This is a genomic window from Pedococcus sp. P2_A3, assembly GCF_056405035.1.
Window position 1 is genome coordinate 1 of record NZ_JBFUCW010000041.1, and the last position, 17721, is coordinate 17721.

Here is a 17721-nt window from a genome sequence, read left to right on the forward strand (position 1 = left end):
CACCGGCGGCGCGCGCCATCGACGCGGCGAACGACACGGCACGCTTCGAGGACCGTGAGGGGTCGACCCCGACGACGACCGGGTGCTCCGGCCCCAGCTCGCGGGAGGTGTCCCCCTGGACGACCACCACCGGCGAGCGTGCGTGGGTGCTGAGCGCGAACGAGACCGAGCCGAGGCTGTCGACCGGACCTCTGCGCTGACGGCGCCCCACGACCATGAACGCCGCGTCCTCCGACTGCATTACGAGCTCGGCGGCCGGGCTGCCCACAGCACCCTGGCTGTGCACCTCCAGGCGGGGATGGTCGCTGGCGACGTGGTCGACGGCCCGCCGCGCCACCTTGGCCGCACTGTGCTGCAGGACCGAGGTGCTGGGTAGCAGTGTTCCCGCAGTCCACGGCAACGGTGCCGGCGGGTTCGCGGCATACACGATCTTGAGCTGGAGTCCGAGGGCCTCCGCCTGCGAGGCGGCCCAGCGCAGCGCCACGGTTGCCTCGGGCGACTCGTCGTAGCCGACGATCACCACCCCGCGCCGACTGGTGTCCATGCCCCTGGAGGCCGCCTCCGCCTCTGCATGGTGATCACTCATGCCCCCACCTTCAAGGGGAACGCTCCGATGGAGCAGGGCAAAAGGTCCCTCAGTCCTCCGCGGCACCCTCGTCCAGCGGGACCTGCCAGCTGAGCTGCGTGCCGGCGTCGGGGCCCGACGTGATGTCGAGCGTCCCCCCTCGCTTCTGGGCCCGCCGAGCCAGGTTGTCGAGGCCCGAGCGCACGAGGTCTTCCGGTATGCCGCGCCCGTCGTCGGCGATGCGGACGGTCACCTTGTCGTCGTCGACCTGCACCGCGACGTGCACGGTCGTGGCCGCTGCGTGCCTCGCCACGTTGCTCAGCGCCTCCCGCAGGACGGCGAGCAGGTCCGCGGCCACGGGTTCGGGCACCCTGTCCGTGCGACCGGACAGGCGCAGCTCGGGCGGGAAGCCCAAGGTCACCGATGCATCGCGGCAGATCGTCGAGATCTCGGTGGTCAGCACGCGCGCGCCGGGCGGTCGGTGCAGGGCGAAGATCGTGTGCCGGATGTCCCGGATGGCCGCATCCAGCTCGTCGACCGCGGCGTCGATCTTGGCCCGCCCGCTGTCGTCGGTGTTCCGTGCCGCTGACTGCAGGGACATCCCGGTGGCGAAGAGGCGCTGGATCACGTGGTCGTGCATGTCGCGAGCGATCCGGTCCCGGTCCTCGTAGAGCTCGGAACGGGCCCGCTCGGACTGGGCGCTCGCCGCGCCCAGGGACACGGCCAGCCCCTGCCCGAAGTCCGCCAGGTGGCCGAGCTGCGCCGTGCGCTCCTCGTCCTTCCAGTCGATCACCAGGATCCCCAGCGGTGCGTCGCCGAGCGACAGCGGGATGAAGGCCCTGGTCCCTCCATGCCTCTGGACGGTCCGGGGCTCGGACAGCATCGCCGAGCGCACCGCGGCGTCGGTGACGAGGCTGCCCGGCGGCTCGCCCATGGGCGGGTGCGAGGGCCGGCCGACGTCGTCGACCACCACGGAGGCGACGACCACGAGGTCCGACGCGTGGCTCAGCGCGATGAAGCACGACGAGGCCCCGGTCAGGGCACAGACCCGGCCTGCGACGTCGTCGAGCACCTCGGCCTGGGGGTGTCCGCCCAAGAGTGCCTGGGTGGCGTCGCGGATCACGTCACCCCACAGCTGCTGGCTCCTGGTGCGGTCGTAGAGCCGTGCGTTCTCGATCGCGACGCCGGCAGCCGCGGCCAACGCCACGAGGATGGCCTCGTCGTCCTCGCTGAACTCCTTCGCGGAGCGCTTGTCGGTGAGGTAGAGGTTCCCGAACACCTGGTCGCGGATGCGCACCGGCGTGCCGAGAAAGCTGGTCATCGGGGGGTGGTTGGCCGGGAAGCCGTAGGAGTCGGGGTGCTCGCCGATGTCGCTGACCCGTTGGGGGTGCGGGCTCGTGATGATCATGCCGAGCAGGCCGTGGCCGCGCGGGAGGGTGCCGATCGCCGCCCGCTCCTCCTCGGTCAGGCCCTGCGTGACGAACTCGACGAGCTCCTCACCACCGGGGCCGAGCACTCCCAGCGCGCCGTACGTCGCGTCGACCAGGTTGCACGCAGACACCACGATGCGGTGCAGGACGTCGGCGAGGTCGAGGTCCTGGCTGACCGCGACCACGGCGTCCAGGAGCGAGCCCAGGCGCTCCTGTGAGTCGCGCGCACTCCCCGTCCTGGCCCGCAGCTCCTCGAACAGGTCCTCGAGGTCGAGTGAGGAGAGCGTCCAGCGCGACACTCCGAGGGACGTGGACGAGCCGGCTGCCCCATGACCCTCCGCACGACCCTCCCCACGACTCCCCGAACGTTTCCCGGCCACGGGGGCAGCGTATGCCAGCAGCGGTCGCCGCGGTCATCCATCCGGGTGAGTGCAGGGGGCTGCTGTGCCCGGCGTGGGAGAACCGAGGGTCCTAGGTCCCTCGCGGTCCGGGGCGACGGGCCAGACCATGAGGGCATGCCGGCAGCTCCGCTTCCGCCCTCCGCCGACGTCTCGGCCGCGCCGCCCGAGCCGCGGAGGACCCCGGCGACGGCGACGGGCCGGCGGGCGCGACTGCGTCGTGAGGGCGAGGGCCTGGCCGCCGTCGCCCTCGCAGTCGTGCTGCTCGCGGTGGGCCTGCCCCGGGTGGCCGGGGCCAGCTGGCACCAGATCGGCGGCTCCCTGGGCCAGGTCAGCGTCGCCGAGCTCGCGCTGCTCACCGTGGTCTGGTTGGCCGGACTCTGGGCACACACCATCGCCCTCTCGGCGGCGATGCCGGGTCTGAGCCACCGACGCTCGTTCTTCCTCAACATCACGGGGAGCTCTGTGTCCAACGTGCTCCCTCTGGGTGGCACGGCCGGCTCGGCGGTGAACTACTGGGCCGCCAGGGCCTGGGGCTTCAGCACCGCCGACTTCCTGCGGTGGGCGGTGGCCACGAACATCTGGGACGTGTTGTGCCGGCTGGCCGTCCCCGGCATCGCCCTGGCGTGGCTCGCGGCGGGCGGCACTCCCTCGCCCGTGCTCGAGGACGCCGCGTTGACCGCGTCGGCAACGCTCCTGGTCCTGCTCGTCCTCACGGTCGGCGCCCTGCGCACCGAGGCGTGGGCTCGGACTGCCGGCCGGCTGGCCGACCGGGTGGGTCGTCGGGTCCGGCGGCCGGCGCCGCCCGGGACCTCGTATGCCGCGCTGGCCGTCGCGGCCCAGCGCTCCCCGGCTGGTCTGGTGGCCACCGCATGGGTGCGGCTGACGATCGGCAAGGCTGCGTACGCGGCATTCCAGGCCGCACTGCTCTGGCTGTGCCTGGACCTGGTGGGCGCCCAGGCCCCCACCGCGATCGTGTTCGCCGCCTTCGCGGTCGAGCGGGTCCTGTCCCTCGCCGTGATCTCGCCCGCGGCGACCGGCATCGTCGAGCTGGGCATGACCGGCTTCCTCGTCGCCCTGGGGGTGGACTCGGCGAACGCGGCCGCGGGAGTGGTCCTCTACCGGATCTTCGTGGTGGGGATGGAGATCCCTGTCGGTGGACTGGCCCTCCTGTGGTGGGTCGGCCGCCGGCTCCTCGCCCGGCGCCACCGCACCGGCGGGCTGCCCACCACCGCCAGCCACTAGGGCGACCTTGGTGTCCCCGACGTCCTTCGGGACCTTCGCCCCCACCTGTCGCGGCGACGTGGTGCTTCGATGACCGAGGAGGTGATGGTCATGCGACCCAGGACGTGGCGTCCCGTCCTGCTGTTCCTCGTGGTGTCAGTGCTCCTGACCGCCTGCGCGGCAGGCGCCAACTCCGACGTGGGGACAGGCACCCAGAGCGGCTTCTGGCTCGGGCTCTGGCACGGTGCCATCAGCCCGGTCACGTTCGTCATCTCGTTGTTCAACGACAAGGTGGCGATCTACGAGGTGCACAACTCCGGCCACTGGTACGACTTCGGATTCCTCCTGGGGGCGTCGGCGGCGTTCTCCGCCGCCGCTCGGTCGGGCTCGGCCGCTCCCCGGGCGCGCCGCGACCGTCGCGCTCCGGCGACCGAGGAATGACCAACCCGCTCTGGCAGCCTTGGCGTACGCGGACTCAGGCAGCGCGGACTCAGGCAGCGCGGGCGCACGCGAGGGCCAGCCGGCCCAGCACCTCGTCGTCGAGATCCGCGTCGAACGCGGCCTCGGCGCCTCAAGCGGGCGGCCTCGGCGCGTCAAGCCTGGCGGCGTAGCCGCGTCATCTCGGCCTCGATCTGTCGTGGGCCGGGGGCCGGCCAGTACACGCCCCAGGCGTGGAAGGCCAGGCCGATGCCCCACCCGAAGAGGGGGAAGACGGGCCAGAAGAAGCCGCTGCTCGTCACGTACCAGACGGCGACCAGGAGCAGGTTGACCATGAGATAGGCGAGCGCGTGGGCCATCAGCCCGCGCTTGGCCTCCAGCCGGCGCACCGCGCGCTGGCGCAGCTCCCGTTCATCCTCCGGAGCATCGGGCGGGCGTGGGGACAGGTCGTCGTCGGTCATCGCCGCCACCTCCTTTGCTGTCAACCATCGCCCTGGACGTCACGCGGCACCCGGGCCGAAGGTCCTTACCGCGCTCCGTCCGGCTGCCGGGGCCCACCTCGGGGCGAAGGTCCCTGTGGCACCGACTGACTGGGGTGCACAGTGGACCGCGAGCAGAGGAGTCCTGCATGAGACCGCCGGTGCGCAGCGCCCCTTCGTCCGGACCCGTGACCGGCACCGACTCTGCGGGCACGCGCGGCCCCGCAGGCCTCACCGAGGCCCAGGCCTCCGAACGCCTTGAACGGCACGGACCGAACGTCCTGCCCGAGGCCCCGGCTCCCGGCCTCGTGCGCCGCGTGGTCCGGAGCCTGCGCGACCCACTCGTCGTGGTGCTCCTCATTGCCCTGGCACTGACCATCCTGACCAGGGACCTCAGCGATGCCACCGTGATCGCCCTGGTGATCCTGGTGAACTCGACCATCGGGGTGCGGCAGGAGGTCCAGGCCGACCGCGCCGTCCGGGCCCTGTCGGCGATGGTGGCCACCCACACGTGGGTGGTGCGCTCCGGGAGTCCAGCCAAGGTGCCCGTCGCGGACGTGGTGCCGGGCGACCTGCTGCGACTGCGCCAGGGCGAGCTGGTGCCCGCGGATGCCGTGCTCGTCGACGGGCCGGGGCTCCAGGTCGACGAGTCGACGTTGACCGGGGAGTCCCTGCCGGTGGACAAGCAGCCCGGCGTCGATCCCGGTCCCGACCTCGACGGGCCACACCACCCGGCTGGACGGCCAGTCGCCGCCGAGCCGACTGGCGACTCCCGGCTGCTCTCGGGAACGCTGGTCCTCCACGGACACGGGGTGGCCCGGGTGACGACCACCGGCGCCAGCAGCTCGGTGGGCCGGATCGCCGGGCTCATGGTGGGGGCGCCACCAGCCACCCCCCTCCAGCGCCGCATGGCCACCCTCTCCGCCCAGCTCGCCGTGGCGGTCGTCGTGCTGAGCTGCCTCGTCCTCGCCCTCGGCCTGCTCCGCGGCCAAGGGCTCGAGGAGATGGTGCTGACCACCATCGCGCTCGTCGTCGCCGCCGTGCCGGAGTCCTTGCCACTGGTGGTCACCGTCAGCCTGGCGATCGCAGCACGCCGCATGGCAGCGCGCCATGCGGTCGTCCGCAACCTGGCCGCCGTCGAGACCCTCGGCTCCGTCACGCTGCTGGCGACCGACAAGACGGGCACGCTCACCCGCGGGAGCATGACGGTCCGCAGCACGTGGCGGCCTGCCGGAGTGGGCAGCGACCTCCTCCAGCGTGGTCTTGCGCTGTGCAGCGACGCCGCCCTGGACGCCGACACGGGGCACGCGCACGCCGACCCCACCGAGGAGGCCCTGCTCCGTGCGGCCACGCTGTCCGCCGCCGAGGCCCGAGCCCTGCGCGCGGCATACCCACGCACGGCTGAGACCCCCTTCGACAGCGTCCGGAAACGGATGAGCACGACCCACCGCGGACCCGACGGTCTAGTCGTCACCTGGCACAAGGGGGCCCCCGAGGCAATCCTCGGCCGGGACTGGCTGACCGACGCCGAGCCGGTCGTGGCGCTGGCCCGCGGGGAGGCCGAGTCGTGGGCTCGCCGGGGGATGCGCGTCATCGCCGTGGCGGTCGAGGGACCCGACGCCGAGGGCGCGGTGCCGTCCGGACCCCGTTTGGTCGGGCTGGTGGCGCTCGAGGACCCCGTGCGTGACTCCTCGCGGGCGACCGTCGCCGCGTGCCGCGATGCGGGCATCCGCGTCGTCCTCATCACGGGCGACCATCCGGCGACTGCCGACGCCATCGCGGGACAGGTGGGCATCGGTGACGGCGAACCAGCGATCAGCCTCACCGACCGGGACAGCACGGTGGACGCGTGCGTCGCAGCGGGCACTTCAGTCCTCGCGCGCGCCACCCCCGCTGACAAGCACGCCCTCGTGAGTGCGTTCCAGGCCAGCGGTCACGTGGTCGCCATGACCGGGGACGGCGTGAACGACGCTCCTGCGCTGCGCCAGGCCGACATCGGCGTGGCGATGGGTGTGCGGGGCTCGGAGGTCGCGCGACAGGCGGCAGACCTCGTGCTGACCGATGACGAGCTCGGCACCGTGGTCGCCGCGGTGGAGGAAGGACGACGGGTCTTTGCCAACATCCGGCGGTTCCTCACCTACGGCCTGTCCGGCGGCGGGTCGGAAGTGCTCCTCATGCTGGTGGGCCCGCTGCTCGGCACTCCCCTGCCACTCCTGCCTGCCCAGATCCTGTGGCTGAACCTGCTCACGCACAGCTTTGCGGGGGCGGGGCTGGCCGCACAGCCCGCCGATCCCGCAGCGCTGGGCCGCGGTCCTCGGCACCCGGGGAGCAGCCTCCTGTCCGGGGGACTGGGGTGGCGCACCGCCCTCATCGCGGCCTTCCTCACGACAGCCGGCCTCGTCGCCCTGGCGGTCAGTCCCCCCGGGTCGGGCCAGACGGCAGCCCTGCTGACCCTCGGGGCGGGTCAGCTGGGGGTTGCGTGGGGGCTCAGGGCCAAGCGGCCCGGGCGGCCCGGGCGGGGGTCGGACCCGCTCCTGCCGCTGCTGGTGCTGGCGGCCGCCATGCTCGTCTCGGCCACGCTGCTGCCTCCCCTTCGCCTGCTGCTCGACACCGTCCCGGTCGCCGGGTCGGCGTGGCTGGTCATGGGTCTGTCCGGCGTCGCCGCCTGTGCCGTCACCCGCCTGGTCCACGCGCGCAGCGTGTGACCGGACGCGCCGCCACCCACCGTCCTGTCTGCGCAGCGAGCAACGCGTGGGCGGCAGCGCTGGCACGCCCGGGACCAAATGCCCTGTGGCCCCCCGCCCCGTGGGGCGAACGTGGGTACACGCCCCCCACCCCGAGGAGAAGATCATGACCGCCCACCTCGACATGCACCGACCGGTCGTGGTCGGTGTCGACGGCACCCAGCACGCAGCGCTCGCCCTCGACTGGGCCGCAGCCGAGGCGTCGCTGCGAGGTGCTCCCCTGGTGGTGCTGGAGGCGTACTCGGCCGACTACCCGGCGGCCCGGTCAGCCGGACCCGGCGAACCCGTGCCCGAGCAACCGACGAGCGCCCTCCACACCGCTGCCGAGCGCAGCTGCGCCGAGGCCGTCGCCCAAGTCCGTGCCGACCACCCGGCCCTCGCCGTCACAGGTCGGGTGGTGGCCGACGATCCCGGGGCCGCGCTCGTCGAGGAGTCAGCGGCGGCCAGCCTGGTCGTCGTGGGTGCCAGGGGACTGGGACGGGTCCGCGGGATGCTGTTGGGCTCGGTCTCGTCGTACGTCGTCCCCCGCTCTCACTGCCCGGTCGTCGTGGTGCGCGAAGCCCCCAGCCGCACCCTCCACGAGCTCCGGGTCGTCGTCGGCGTGGACGGCTCGGCCGACTCAGCCGCGGCACTCCGGTTCGCGTTCGAGTCAGCTGACCGGCGAGGGTTGGGGCTGACCGTGGTCCACACGTGGGACCTCGACGTCGACGCCGTCGCGGCCTCGCTGGCGTGGTCGGTGGACGGGCCGCAGGGGGACGAGGAGGAACGGTCCGTGGTCGCGGAGGCAGTCGCCGGCTTCGCCGAGGAGTACCCGTCCGTGGACCTTCGTCGCCACGTCGTCCGGAGCCACCACCCCGTGGCCGAGCTGGTCAAGCAGAGCGAGAACGCGGCGCTGCTCGTCCTGGGCTCCCGTGGACGCGGGAGCGTCAAGGGCCTGGTCCTCGGTTCGGTGTCGCAGGGCGTCCTGCACGACGCCCACTGCCCGGTCGCCGTCGTCTCGTCGTCCGACGAGCCGGCCGACGGGCGCACCCACGAGCACCACACGTTCCACCTGCCCGTGGCGCCGGTGCGCGAACGCCTCTGACGCAAGGCCACCGGGGAAAGCCACCAAGGAAAGCCACCAGGAAAGTCACCAAGGAAAGCCATCGAGGAAAGCGATCGGGGAGAGTCATGACCGAGACCAGGATCCAGCCGAGCGGTGCCGTCGTCGTCGGCGTGGACGGCACGGCCAATGACGAGGAACCACTCCAGGTGGCCATCGCCCAGGCCCGTCGGCACCACCGACCGCTGCACATCCTCCACGCCACCTCCATCGGGATCGTCCCCTGGACCCCTGAGCGCCTGGACAAGCAACGAGCCATCACCGCGACCTGCCTCGAGCACGCGCGGTCCGTCGCCCCCGACCTGAAGGTCAGCTCGAGCACCGCCGTGGACGACCAGTCCGCCGCCCTCGTCGCGGCCAGCCGGACAGCGGCACTCGTCGTGATGGGGACCGGTCGACTCGGCCGGGTCGGCAGCATCGTGCTGGGAGCGACGACGGGGAAGGTCGCCAGTCACGCGCAGTGCCCGGTGATGGTGGTGCCCGATGCCTGGAGGGAGCGCGAAGCGGGCCCGAGTGACGCACGCCCGGTGGTCGTGGCCGTCGATGACGACGAGCACTCGAGCACCGCGCTGGACTGGGGATTCTCCGAGGCGTCGATGCGGAACGCACCCCTGGTGGCTCTGCACGCCTGGTGGTGGGAGGAGCCGAGCCCCCTCTCGACCGCGATCGAGGGGGAGGACGAGTGGGCGTCGRCCGCCGAGTCCCAGCGCGTGATGATGAGCGAGATGTTGGCGGGGTGGCGCGAGAAGCTCCCCGACGTCGAGGTCCGGTCCGAGTTCGTCCGGGGGGAGACCACCGCCGTCCTCGAGGAGGCCTCCCAGGATGCCCAGCTGCTGGTCGTCGGCACTCGGGGCAGGGGTGGGTTCACCGGGCTGCTGCTGGGCTCGGTCAGCTCCCGTGCCCTGCACCACTCCCGCTGTCCCGTCGTGGTGGTGCCATCAGCTCCGACCGACACCTCGATGCGGTGATCCGCACGCCGTGATCCGCACGCCGCGATCCGCACGCCGTCATCGAGTGGTCGAGCGGGTCAACGCCCCTGCTGCCACGCCGCCGCCAGGGTCGCGAGGGCCTGGCTCGCACTGCGCTCCTGACTCGTGCTGCGCTCCTGACTCGTCGAGGTGCTGACCTGCGTCGCAGTCGGCCACGGCTCGCGCTCTGCGGCGAGCCTGGTCCCGACGGCGAGGTCAGCGTCGCTGTAACGGCTGGGCTCGTGGTCACGGGCACGCAGTCGGTCGACGAGGACCTGGGAGGGGGCGGTGCACTCCAGCTCGACCAAGGGGGTGCTGAGGGCAGCCGCGACGTCGCGGAAGAGCGCCCGCTGCCCGGCCGTGGAGAACGACGCATCGACGACCACGGTCTCACCGTGGGCGACGATGAACCGCGCCTTGGCGGCGAGCGCGGCGTAGACGGCAGCCGTGTGGGCCGCAGAGTAGAGGCCTTGTCCGAAGGCTTCCGGGTGGTGGTCCACCGGGTCGAGGCCGGCCAGCTCCTTGCGGACGCGGTCTGCGCTCAGCACCGCGGCCGGCCACTGCGAGCCCAGCTCGTCGGCGATGGTCGACTTGCCGGCCGCCGGCGCCCCTCCGACCAGCACGAGACGGGGCAGCCCGGCGCGGAGGTGGCGCAGGCCCAGCTGGATCAAACCCTCGGCCTCGAGCGCCGCCTCGTCCCTGGCTCTACCCGACATCGTGTTCTCGCGGATCGCGGCGATCTTGGCTCGCATCACTGCCCGGTACGCGACGTAGTGGTGGGACAGCGACATCGGTTCCACCGCGCCGGAGAACTCGTGGTAGTCGTGCACCAGCTGCGTCCCGACCGCGGCGGCCCCCAGCCTTTCGAGGTCCATCACCAGGCTCGCGACATCGTCCACCACATCCATCCACCGCAGCTGGTCGTCGAAGTCGAGGCAGTCCAGCACCTGGGGTCCACCGGCGAGGAGGAAGATGTCGTCGGCCAGGAGGTCGCCGTGGCCGTCGCGCACCCGGCCGGCGCGCATCCGGTCCTCGAGGAGCGCAGACCTCCCGGCCACGTAGGCCGAGGCGAGCGCCTCCACGTCGTCGAGGGCGAGCGTGGGCACCCGGCTGGGAGCCAGCTCGCGCAGACCGACGAGGTTGGAGCGCCACCGCTGCGCCAGGGCGTCGGGGCTTCCCGCCGCACTGATCTCGGCGTTCGTCCTCGCGGTCGCGTGGAAGACCGCGAGCTGCTTCGCCAGCTGACGCATCTGGTCGGAGACGGTGACCTGCTGACGCACCAGGGTCGCGAGGCGGCGGTCCTCAGGCATCCGCCGCATCACCAGGACGCTGTCCTGCTGCTGGCCGCGGTCGTCGACGACCTCGAGCACCTCGAGGTACACGTCCGGTGCCATCCGGCGGTTGAGGTCGAACTCTCGATGGCAGGCCGCCCTGCGTCGAGACGGGGTGCTGAAGTCCAGGAAGCCCAGGCTCACGGGCTTCTTGACCTTGTAGGCGCGGTCACCACACAGCAGCACCACGGCGGAGTGGGTCTCCCGCACGACGGCGCCCGCGGCGGCGGGACCACTCCCCCGGACCGCGGGAGGGCCGGGTGGCGCGCCGGTGGGCCCGGCGAGCGGCTGTGTCACCTGTCCAGCCTCGTCGTGGCACCTCGGACCCGACAGGGACCTTCGACCTTGTGGCTGGCGACGACGACAAGGCCACGACGGGGCCAAAGGCCCTGTTGGGTCGACGAGTTGGGATGGACGGTGGAAGCACCAGCGAAAGAGGCATGCCATGTCCACGACCTTGACCGCGGCTCCCGCGCCGGCGCAGTCGCCGTACTCCCCCGTCCACGTGTGGGCCGACGCCCAGCCACAGGCATCCCGATGGTTGTGGCTGGTGAAGTGGCTGCTGATCATCCCGCACGCCATCGTGCTGGCCTTCCTCTGGATCGGCTTCGTGGTCCTGAGCATCGTGGCCTTCTTCGCGATCCTCGTCACGGGCCGCTACCCCCGCGCCCTCTTCGACTTCAACGTCGGAGTGATCCGCTGGAGCTGGCGAGTCGCCTACTACGGGTACAGCGCGCTCGCCACGGACCGCTATCCGCCGTTCACCCTGGCCGACGTGCCCGACTACCCGGCGCACGTCGAGGTCGACTACCCGGAGCACCTGTCCCGGGGGCTGGTCCTGGTCAAGTGGTGGCTGCTGGCCCTGCCGCACTACGTCGTGGTCGGCCTCCTCGTCGGAGGTGGCAGCTGGTGGGTCGCGAAGGACGACTCGGCCGCCCGCTTCGCCTGGGGTGGTGGCCTGGTCGGCCTGCTCGTGCTCGTCGGCGCCGTCCTCCTGGCTGTCACCGGCCAGTACCCGCGGCCCCTCTACGACCTGGTCCTGGGCCTGAACCGCTGGGTCCTGCGGGTCTGTGCCTATGCGGCCCTGATGACGGATGCCTATCCCCCGTTCCGACTGGACCTGGGCCCGGACGACCGTGGTCACGGCGCACCGCGCGACGAGCCATCCGCCGGCCCGCACGGCAACCCGCACGGCGACCCGCACGGCGACCCGCAGGTCGGGCCGTCCGCCGCCGTGACCGCGGCGCCCACCGCCACCATGGCGGCCTCGCCCGCAGCGCGGGCTCACGGGGCCGGCCCAGGATGGACCGCGGGCAGGATCGTCGGCGTGGTCGTCGGGTCGATCCTCGGCATGATCTCCCTGCTCATGCTGACCGGGGGCACGGCCTTCCTGGTCATGGACAACGCGATGCGTGACAGCAGCGGTTACGTGACGGCGACCGAGCGGTCAGTGAGCAGCCCTGGGTATGCCGTGGCCATGACGTCGATCGTGATCGACGCCGCTCCGGGGGCCGCGGCTCTGCCGCACCGGATGCTGGGCGACGTCCGGATCCGGGTGACGTCGTCGGGCGACACCCCCGTGTTCGTCGGTGTCGCGCCCACGTCCGCCGTGAACCAGTACCTGGGCGGCGTGGCCCGGACGGTGCACGAGTCAGGGTGGGCCGACAGCCGTGACATCGCAGGTCGAGCCCCCGCGCAGGCACCGACAGCGCTGGGCATCTGGGATGTCTCACGGGCCGGCACCGGCACGCAGGAGCTGAGCTGGACGGCGCGCAGCGGAGACTGGGCCTTCGTGCTCATGAACGCCGACGGGTCGGCTGATGTCAGGGCCCAGGTCAGTGTGGGCGCTGAGCTCCCCTGGCTCGAGACGATCGGGGTGTCGGTCCTTATCGGCGGCCTCGTCCTGCTCGCCGGTGGCGTCCTGCTCGTGGCCATCTCGACCCACCGCGCGAGCAACCACTACTCGGCACCGCGCCCGAGCCAGGCGAACCACGGACCCTGAGATCGAAGGAGTGATCATGAAGAACAGGTCGTCCGGCGCGTCCCGTCCGCCGAAGATCCCGGTCCTCGCCGCCCAGTCCCTGACCCAGCTGTCGGTGCGTGAGCTGCTGCAGCGCCTGGCCGCCTACGAGGAGGCCCTGCGGGCAGCGCCCCCTGAGCCTGCCGCTCGTGCGCCGGGAGCAGCACCGGACCGCCAGACCCTCCTGGACGATCAGGACAAGATCACCGGGGAGCTCCGTCGACGACGGCACCTCGGGAGCCTCAACGGCGTCGAACGCCCACGCTCGGCGGCCTGGCCACCACCGCCCTGGTGACCCTCTCCCCTGGCCACGCCCCAGGTCAGCCCGACCAGGCACACCCGACCGCACGAGCCGCACCACAGGAGAGCCGACATGACCAGCGCCACGAAACCGTTCGAGTACGAGATCGAGTCCACCACGCTCCACGAGCAGGCCACGCTGGTGGTCCGTGGCGCGGTCAGTGAGTCAGAGCTGGGCGCGTTCATCGGTGCGGCCTTCGCCCACACGGGCGAGGTCGCCGGGGCTGACGGCATGTACGTGTCCGGACCGCCCTTCGCCCGCCTGCACCCCCAGCCGGACGGCACGTTCGAGGTCGAGGCAGGCTTCCCCGTCAGTGGGATGCTGCTCGGGCAGGGGGACGTCCGGGCGTCGCGCCTGCCCGGTGGCCCAGCACTGCGCACGACCCACCGCGGTGGCTACGCCGAGGCCGCGCACGCGCACGAGGCGTTGCACACCTTCGCCGCCGCGCACGACCTGGCTCCAGCCGGTGATGCCTGGGAGGTCTACCTCGACCCGCCTGAGGTGGCCGAGCCCAGGACCGTGGTGGTGCTCCCGGTTCGCGCTGCTGGGTCGGCCACGACCTGACCCCGTCGGCGCAGTTCCGACGACGACGATCCGGCAGGTACTTGGTCCCTGTCCGGGCCTCCGGGAGGGGCCGATGGTGGAGGCATGGCCGCTCTTCGCGCCACCGGCGCCCTCACCGCATACGAGACGATCCGGCACGTCCCAGCCCTGGTCCCGTTGATCGGGGACTACGACGCGCAGCGGCGCGGGTTCTCCTGGCCGCTGGCCCGCAGCTGGCTGGACGGCTTGCCCGACGGGGGGCTCAACATCGCGCACGAGGCGGTGGACCGCCATGTCGCAGCAGGCCGCGGCAGTCACGTGGCCTTTCGCTTTCTCTCCCGCGGTAGCGCCTGCCACGAGCTCACCTACAGCGAGCTGGGCACGCGCACCGATGTCTTTGCCGCCGCCCTGCAAGAGCTCGGCGTCGGGGCCGGTGACCGCGTGTGCACCCTGTTGGACAGGTCCGAGGAGCTCTACGTCACGGCCCTGGGGCCCTGAAGAACGGCAGTGTCTACTGTCCCCTCTTCCCCGCCTTCGGGCCGGGGCCGGTGCAGCAGCGACTCGCGCTGGGGAAGATCCGGGTCCTGGTCACCGACGCCACGTCCTACGAGCGAAAGGTCGTCGCGGCCCGTGCCGACCTGCCGCACCTCGACGTGGTGCTGCTGGTCGAGCCCCGCGGTGCCGACGCGACGACACCCGACGCCCCCGAGAGCACCGCACCGGCCTCCGTCCCGACGGGCTGTACGCCCTGGACCGAGGCGCTGGCCGCCGGAGCACGGCGGGTGGCCAGTGGCGGCTTCCGGCCCGTCGCGACGCAGCCGGACGACCCGGCACTGCTGCACTTCACCAGCGGCACGACCGGTCAGCCCAAGGGCGCCGTCCACGTCCACGAGGCCGTCGTGGCCCACCACGCCACCACCCGCTTCGCACTCGACCTGCGCCCCGACGACGTGTTCTGGTGCACCGCCGACCCCGGGTGGGTGACCGGCACGTCATACGGCATCATCGGGCCGCTCACCTGCGGTGCCACGGTGGTCACCGACTCAGCCGACTTCGACGCGCGGCGGTGGTACAGCATCCTGGAGGACGAGCGGATCACCGTCTTCTACACGGCCCCCACAGCGCTGCGCATGCTCATGCGCAGTGGTTCCGAGCTGGCCCGGGCCCGCGACCTGTCCCGGTTGCGGCACGTCGTGAGTGTCGGCGAACCCCTGAACCCCGAGGCGGTGGTCTGGGGGGTGGAAGCCTTCGGGATGCCCGTGCACGACACCTGGTGGCAGACCGAGACCGGGGCCATCATGGTCAGCAACTACCCCGGTATGCCGATCCGTCCCGGGTCGATGGGGCGCCCCATGCCGGGGATCGACGTGGCAGTCCTCGACCGCGGCGCGGATGGTCGCGCCGACCGCAGCGGAGGCCACGTCCGGCCGCTGCCCCCCGGGCAGGACGGGGAGCTGGCGCTCCGGCCCGGGTGGCCGTCGATGTTCCGGACCTACCTCGACGACCCCGACCGGTATGCCGCGGCGTTCGCCGACGGCTGGTACCTCACCGGCGACGTGGCGCGCCTCGACGACGACGGCTACGTCTGGTTCGTCGGACGAGCGGACGACGTGATCAAGTCCGCCGGTCACCTCATCGGACCGTTCGAGGTCGAGAGCGCCCTGATGGAGCACCCCGCCGTGGCCGAGGCCGGCGTCATCGGGCGGCCTGACCCGCTGGCCGGCGAGGTGGTGAAGGCGTTCCTCACCCTGGCCGAGGGATACGAACCGAGCGACCGACTTCGCCGCGAGCTCATCACGTTCGGACGGCACCGCCTGGGCTCCGTGGCGCCGCGGGAGATCGAGTTCGAGCAGCACCTCCCCCACACCCGGAGCGGGAAGGTCATGCGCAGGCTGCTCAAGGCTCGTGAGCTCGGTGAGCCCGAGGGCGACCTGTCCACCGTGGAGCCGGCATCATGAGCCCACGACGCCGGCCGGCCGGGCCGTCGAACGGCCACTCCCCCGGTGCCGCGACCGCGACGACCGCCTTCGTCACGGCTCCGCCCGAGGGAGCCGACCCACGCGCATTGCTCCGCCAGATGATCCGCATCCGCCGGTTCGAGGAGAAGGCGGCCGAGCTCTACAGCGCCACACGCATCCGCGGCTTCCTGCACCTGTGCATCGGTGAGGAGGCCGTCTCGGTCGGCGTGATGTCGGCCCTCACCCCCGAGGACGCGGTGGTGTCGACCTACCGCGAGCACGGTCATGCCCTGGCGCGCGGCATCCCGATGCCCGCGATCATGGCCGAGATGTTCGGCCGGGCCGGCGGTTGCAGCCGGGGTCGGGGCGGGTCGATGCACCTCTTCGACGCAGCTCGACGCTTCTACGGTGGCAACGCCATCGTCGCGGGTGGGCTGCCGGTCGCGGTGGGCCTGGCCCTCGCCGACCGGATGAACGCCCGCGACCGCGTCACCGCCTGCCTCTTCGGCGAGGGCGCCGTCGCCGAGGGCGAGTTCCACGAGAGCATCAACCTGGCGGCCCTCTGGCACCTCCCGGTCCTGTTCATCTGCGAGAACAACCGCTACGCCATGGGCACGGCCCTCGCGGTCGAGCACGCGGAGACCGACCTCGCCATGCGGGCAGCCTCCTACGGCGTGGTGGCGTGGAGCGTCGACGGGATGGATGCCGTGGCCGTCGCCGACGCAGCCCACCGGGCCGTGGCCGAGGTCCGCAACGGGGCCGGCCCGTGCTTCCTCGAGCTGCGCACCTACCGGTTCCGCGCCCACTCCATGTACGACCCCGACCGCTACCGCGAGAAGGCCGAGATCGAGCACTGGAAGGAGAGCGACCCGATCATCACGCTCCGACAGCAGCTGGAGTCCCGCGGCACGCTCACCGCCGACGACCTCGCAGCCTGGGAGCGCGAGATAGCGGGCGAGCTCGACGAGGCGGTGGCGTTCGCGGACGCGTCCGCACCCGAGCCCGTCGAGGACCTCCTGCGCTTCGTCACGACTCCCCCGTCCACACCCTCGGCGGGCGCGCCGTCCACGGCCACGACCCCGACGACCCCCTCTCCCACGTCAGGGGGCGACTGAGATGTCGCGCGCACCGAGTGCCCGGCCCGACCAGCGCACACCGGCCTCCGTCACGACCACCTACCGGGAGGCGCTCCGCGAAGCACACCGGAGCGCGATGGCACGAGACCCACGGGTCTTCCTCATGGGCGAGGACGTCGGACGCTACGGCGGGTCGTTCGCCGTCAGCCTGGGTCTCCTCGAGGAGTTCGGGCCCGAGCGGGTGCGGGACACCCCGTTGTCGGAGTCGGCCTTCACCGGAGCCGGTATCGGGGCTGCCCTGGGCGGCATGCGTCCGGTGGTCGAGATCATGACGGTGAACTTCAGCCTCCTCGCGCTCGACCAGATCCTCAACAACGCCGCCACCCTGCAGCACATGTCCGGGGGCCAGGTGCACGTTCCCATCGTCGTGCGGATGACCACCGGCGCGGGACGGCAGCTGGCGGCCCAGCACTCGCACAGCCTCGAGGGCTGGTACGCCCACATCCCCGGCCTCCGCGTCCTGGCACCGGCCACGGTGGAGGATGCGCGGGGCATGCTCTGGCCGGCGTTGCAGGACCCCGACCCGGTGATCATCTTCGAGCACGGATCGCTCTACAACCTCAAGGGCACGTTGGCCGAGCCCGATCCCCAGGTCGACATCTCGCACGCCGCCGTCCGGCGGTCGGGCACCGACATCACCCTCGTCGCGTTCGGCGGCGGACTCGGCAAGGCTCTCGTAGCCGCCGATTCCCTTGCAGGGCAAGGAATCTCAGCCGAGGTGATCGATCTTCGAGTGCTGCGCCCGCTGGACGAGGCGACCGTGCTCGAGTCCGTGACGCGCACCCATCGAGCGGTCGTCGTCGACGAGGCCTGGCGCAGCGGCAGCCTGGCCGCCGAGGTCTCCGCCCGCATCGCCGAGCAGGCCTTCTACGACCTGGACGCCCCGGTCGAGCGGGTCTGCGGCGCGGAGGTGCCCGTCCCCTACGCGCGGCACCTCGAGGAAGCCGCCCTCCCCCAACCCGCCGACATCGTCGCCGCGGCAGAGCGCGCGGTCGGTCGCCATGGGTGAGTTCCGTATGCCGTCCCTGGGCGCCGACATGGACGAGGGCACGCTCCTGGAGTGGCTCGTCAGACCGGGTGACAC

The 17721-nt window shown here is 72.2% G+C and carries 15 protein-coding genes and 1 pseudogene; 12 read left to right on the forward strand and 4 right to left on the reverse strand.

Translation table 11 applies throughout. The annotated features are described in order from the left end of the window. Together AC1DX8_RS20700 and AC1DX8_RS20705 are read right to left on the reverse strand one after the other, a co-directional pair. Window positions 1-586, reverse strand: a 586-nt coding sequence (locus tag AC1DX8_RS20700; protein ID WP_477631843.1) for a universal stress protein, incomplete at its 3' end; no start/stop codon positions are given. 49 nt (window positions 587-635) lie between these two features. Next, complete coding sequence (locus tag AC1DX8_RS20705; protein WP_477631844.1) at window positions 636-2375, reverse strand: GAF domain-containing sensor histidine kinase; 1740 nt, start codon at window positions 2373-2375, stop codon at window positions 636-638. A 135-nt stretch (window positions 2376-2510) separates the two neighbouring features. Here AC1DX8_RS20705 and AC1DX8_RS20710 point away from each other — a divergent pair, with 135 nt between their 5' ends. Both AC1DX8_RS20710 and AC1DX8_RS20715 read left to right on the forward strand, forming a co-directional pair. Beyond that, complete coding sequence (locus AC1DX8_RS20710) at window positions 2511-3638, forward strand: lysylphosphatidylglycerol synthase transmembrane domain-containing protein (protein ID WP_477631845.1); 1128 nt, start codon at window positions 2511-2513, stop codon at window positions 3636-3638. A gap of 90 nt (window positions 3639-3728) precedes the next feature. Beyond that, window positions 3729-4058 carry a hypothetical protein gene (locus tag AC1DX8_RS20715; RefSeq protein ID WP_477631846.1) on the forward strand — a complete coding sequence of 110 codons (330 nt, stop codon included), beginning with the start codon at window positions 3729-3731 and terminating at the stop codon, window positions 4056-4058. A gap of 152 nt (window positions 4059-4210) precedes the next feature. Here the strand turns inward: AC1DX8_RS20715 and AC1DX8_RS20720 are convergent, their stop codons facing one another. After that, on the reverse strand, window positions 4211-4516 hold the full coding sequence (locus AC1DX8_RS20720; protein WP_477631847.1) for a 2TM domain-containing protein: 306 nt from the start codon (window positions 4514-4516) through the stop codon (window positions 4211-4213). Window positions 4517-4683: 167 nt separating this feature from the next. Here AC1DX8_RS20720 and AC1DX8_RS20725 point away from each other — a divergent pair, with 167 nt between their 5' ends. The 3 genes from AC1DX8_RS20725 (at window position 4684) to AC1DX8_RS20735 (ending at window position 9348) form a co-directional block, all read left to right on the forward strand. Beyond that, window positions 4684-7239: a cation-translocating P-type ATPase gene (locus tag AC1DX8_RS20725; protein WP_477631848.1), complete on the forward strand. Its 2556-nt coding sequence runs from the start codon at window positions 4684-4686 to the stop codon at window positions 7237-7239. A gap of 145 nt (window positions 7240-7384) precedes the next feature. Further along, window positions 7385-8362 carry a universal stress protein gene (locus AC1DX8_RS20730; RefSeq protein ID WP_477631849.1) on the forward strand — a complete coding sequence of 326 codons (978 nt, stop codon included), beginning with the start codon at window positions 7385-7387 and terminating at the stop codon, window positions 8360-8362. A gap of 86 nt (window positions 8363-8448) precedes the next feature. Then, window positions 8449-9348 (forward strand): universal stress protein, encoded by a 900-nt coding sequence (locus AC1DX8_RS20735; protein ID WP_477631850.1) that lies wholly within the window; start codon window positions 8449-8451, stop codon window positions 9346-9348. A gap of 59 nt (window positions 9349-9407) precedes the next feature. Here AC1DX8_RS20735 and AC1DX8_RS20740 read toward each other — a convergent pair whose 3' ends face one another. Further along, window positions 9408-10976, reverse strand: coding sequence for a bifunctional aminoglycoside phosphotransferase/ATP-binding protein (locus AC1DX8_RS20740; protein ID WP_477631851.1), 1569 nt, complete (start codon window positions 10974-10976; stop codon window positions 9408-9410). 148 nt (window positions 10977-11124) lie between these two features. On the opposite strand from AC1DX8_RS20740, the gene AC1DX8_RS20745 reads away from it, so the two are divergent. The 7 genes and pseudogenes from AC1DX8_RS20745 (at window position 11125) to AC1DX8_RS20775 (ending at window position 17646) form a co-directional block, all read left to right on the forward strand. Beyond that, window positions 11125-12681 carry a DUF4389 domain-containing protein gene (locus AC1DX8_RS20745; protein ID WP_477631852.1) on the forward strand — a complete coding sequence of 519 codons (1557 nt, stop codon included), beginning with the start codon at window positions 11125-11127 and terminating at the stop codon, window positions 12679-12681. A gap of 16 nt (window positions 12682-12697) precedes the next feature. Next, a complete protein-coding gene (locus AC1DX8_RS20750; protein ID WP_477631853.1) occupies window positions 12698-12994 on the forward strand; it encodes a hypothetical protein in 297 nt (98 codons plus the stop codon). Window positions 12995-13072: 78 nt separating this feature from the next. Next, complete coding sequence (locus AC1DX8_RS20755) at window positions 13073-13564, forward strand: GyrI-like domain-containing protein (RefSeq protein ID WP_477631854.1); 492 nt, start codon at window positions 13073-13075, stop codon at window positions 13562-13564. Window positions 13565-13648: 84 nt separating this feature from the next. Beyond that, window positions 13649-14982: pseudogene (locus tag AC1DX8_RS20760) on the forward strand (AMP-binding protein); the annotation flags it as partial. 225 nt (window positions 14983-15207) lie between these two features. Further along, a complete protein-coding gene (locus AC1DX8_RS20765; protein ID WP_477631857.1) occupies window positions 15208-15501 on the forward strand; it encodes an AMP-binding enzyme in 294 nt (97 codons plus the stop codon). After that, window positions 15498-16616, forward strand: coding sequence for a pyruvate dehydrogenase (acetyl-transferring) E1 component subunit alpha (gene pdhA / locus AC1DX8_RS20770; RefSeq protein ID WP_477631855.1), 1119 nt, complete (start codon window positions 15498-15500; stop codon window positions 16614-16616). The genes AC1DX8_RS20765 and pdhA overlap by 4 nt, the downstream gene beginning before the upstream one ends. A 1-nt stretch (window position 16617) precedes the next feature. Further along, window positions 16618-17646, forward strand: coding sequence for an alpha-ketoacid dehydrogenase subunit beta (locus AC1DX8_RS20775; protein WP_477631856.1), 1029 nt, complete (start codon window positions 16618-16620; stop codon window positions 17644-17646). Window positions 17647-17721: the final 75 nt, after the last annotated feature.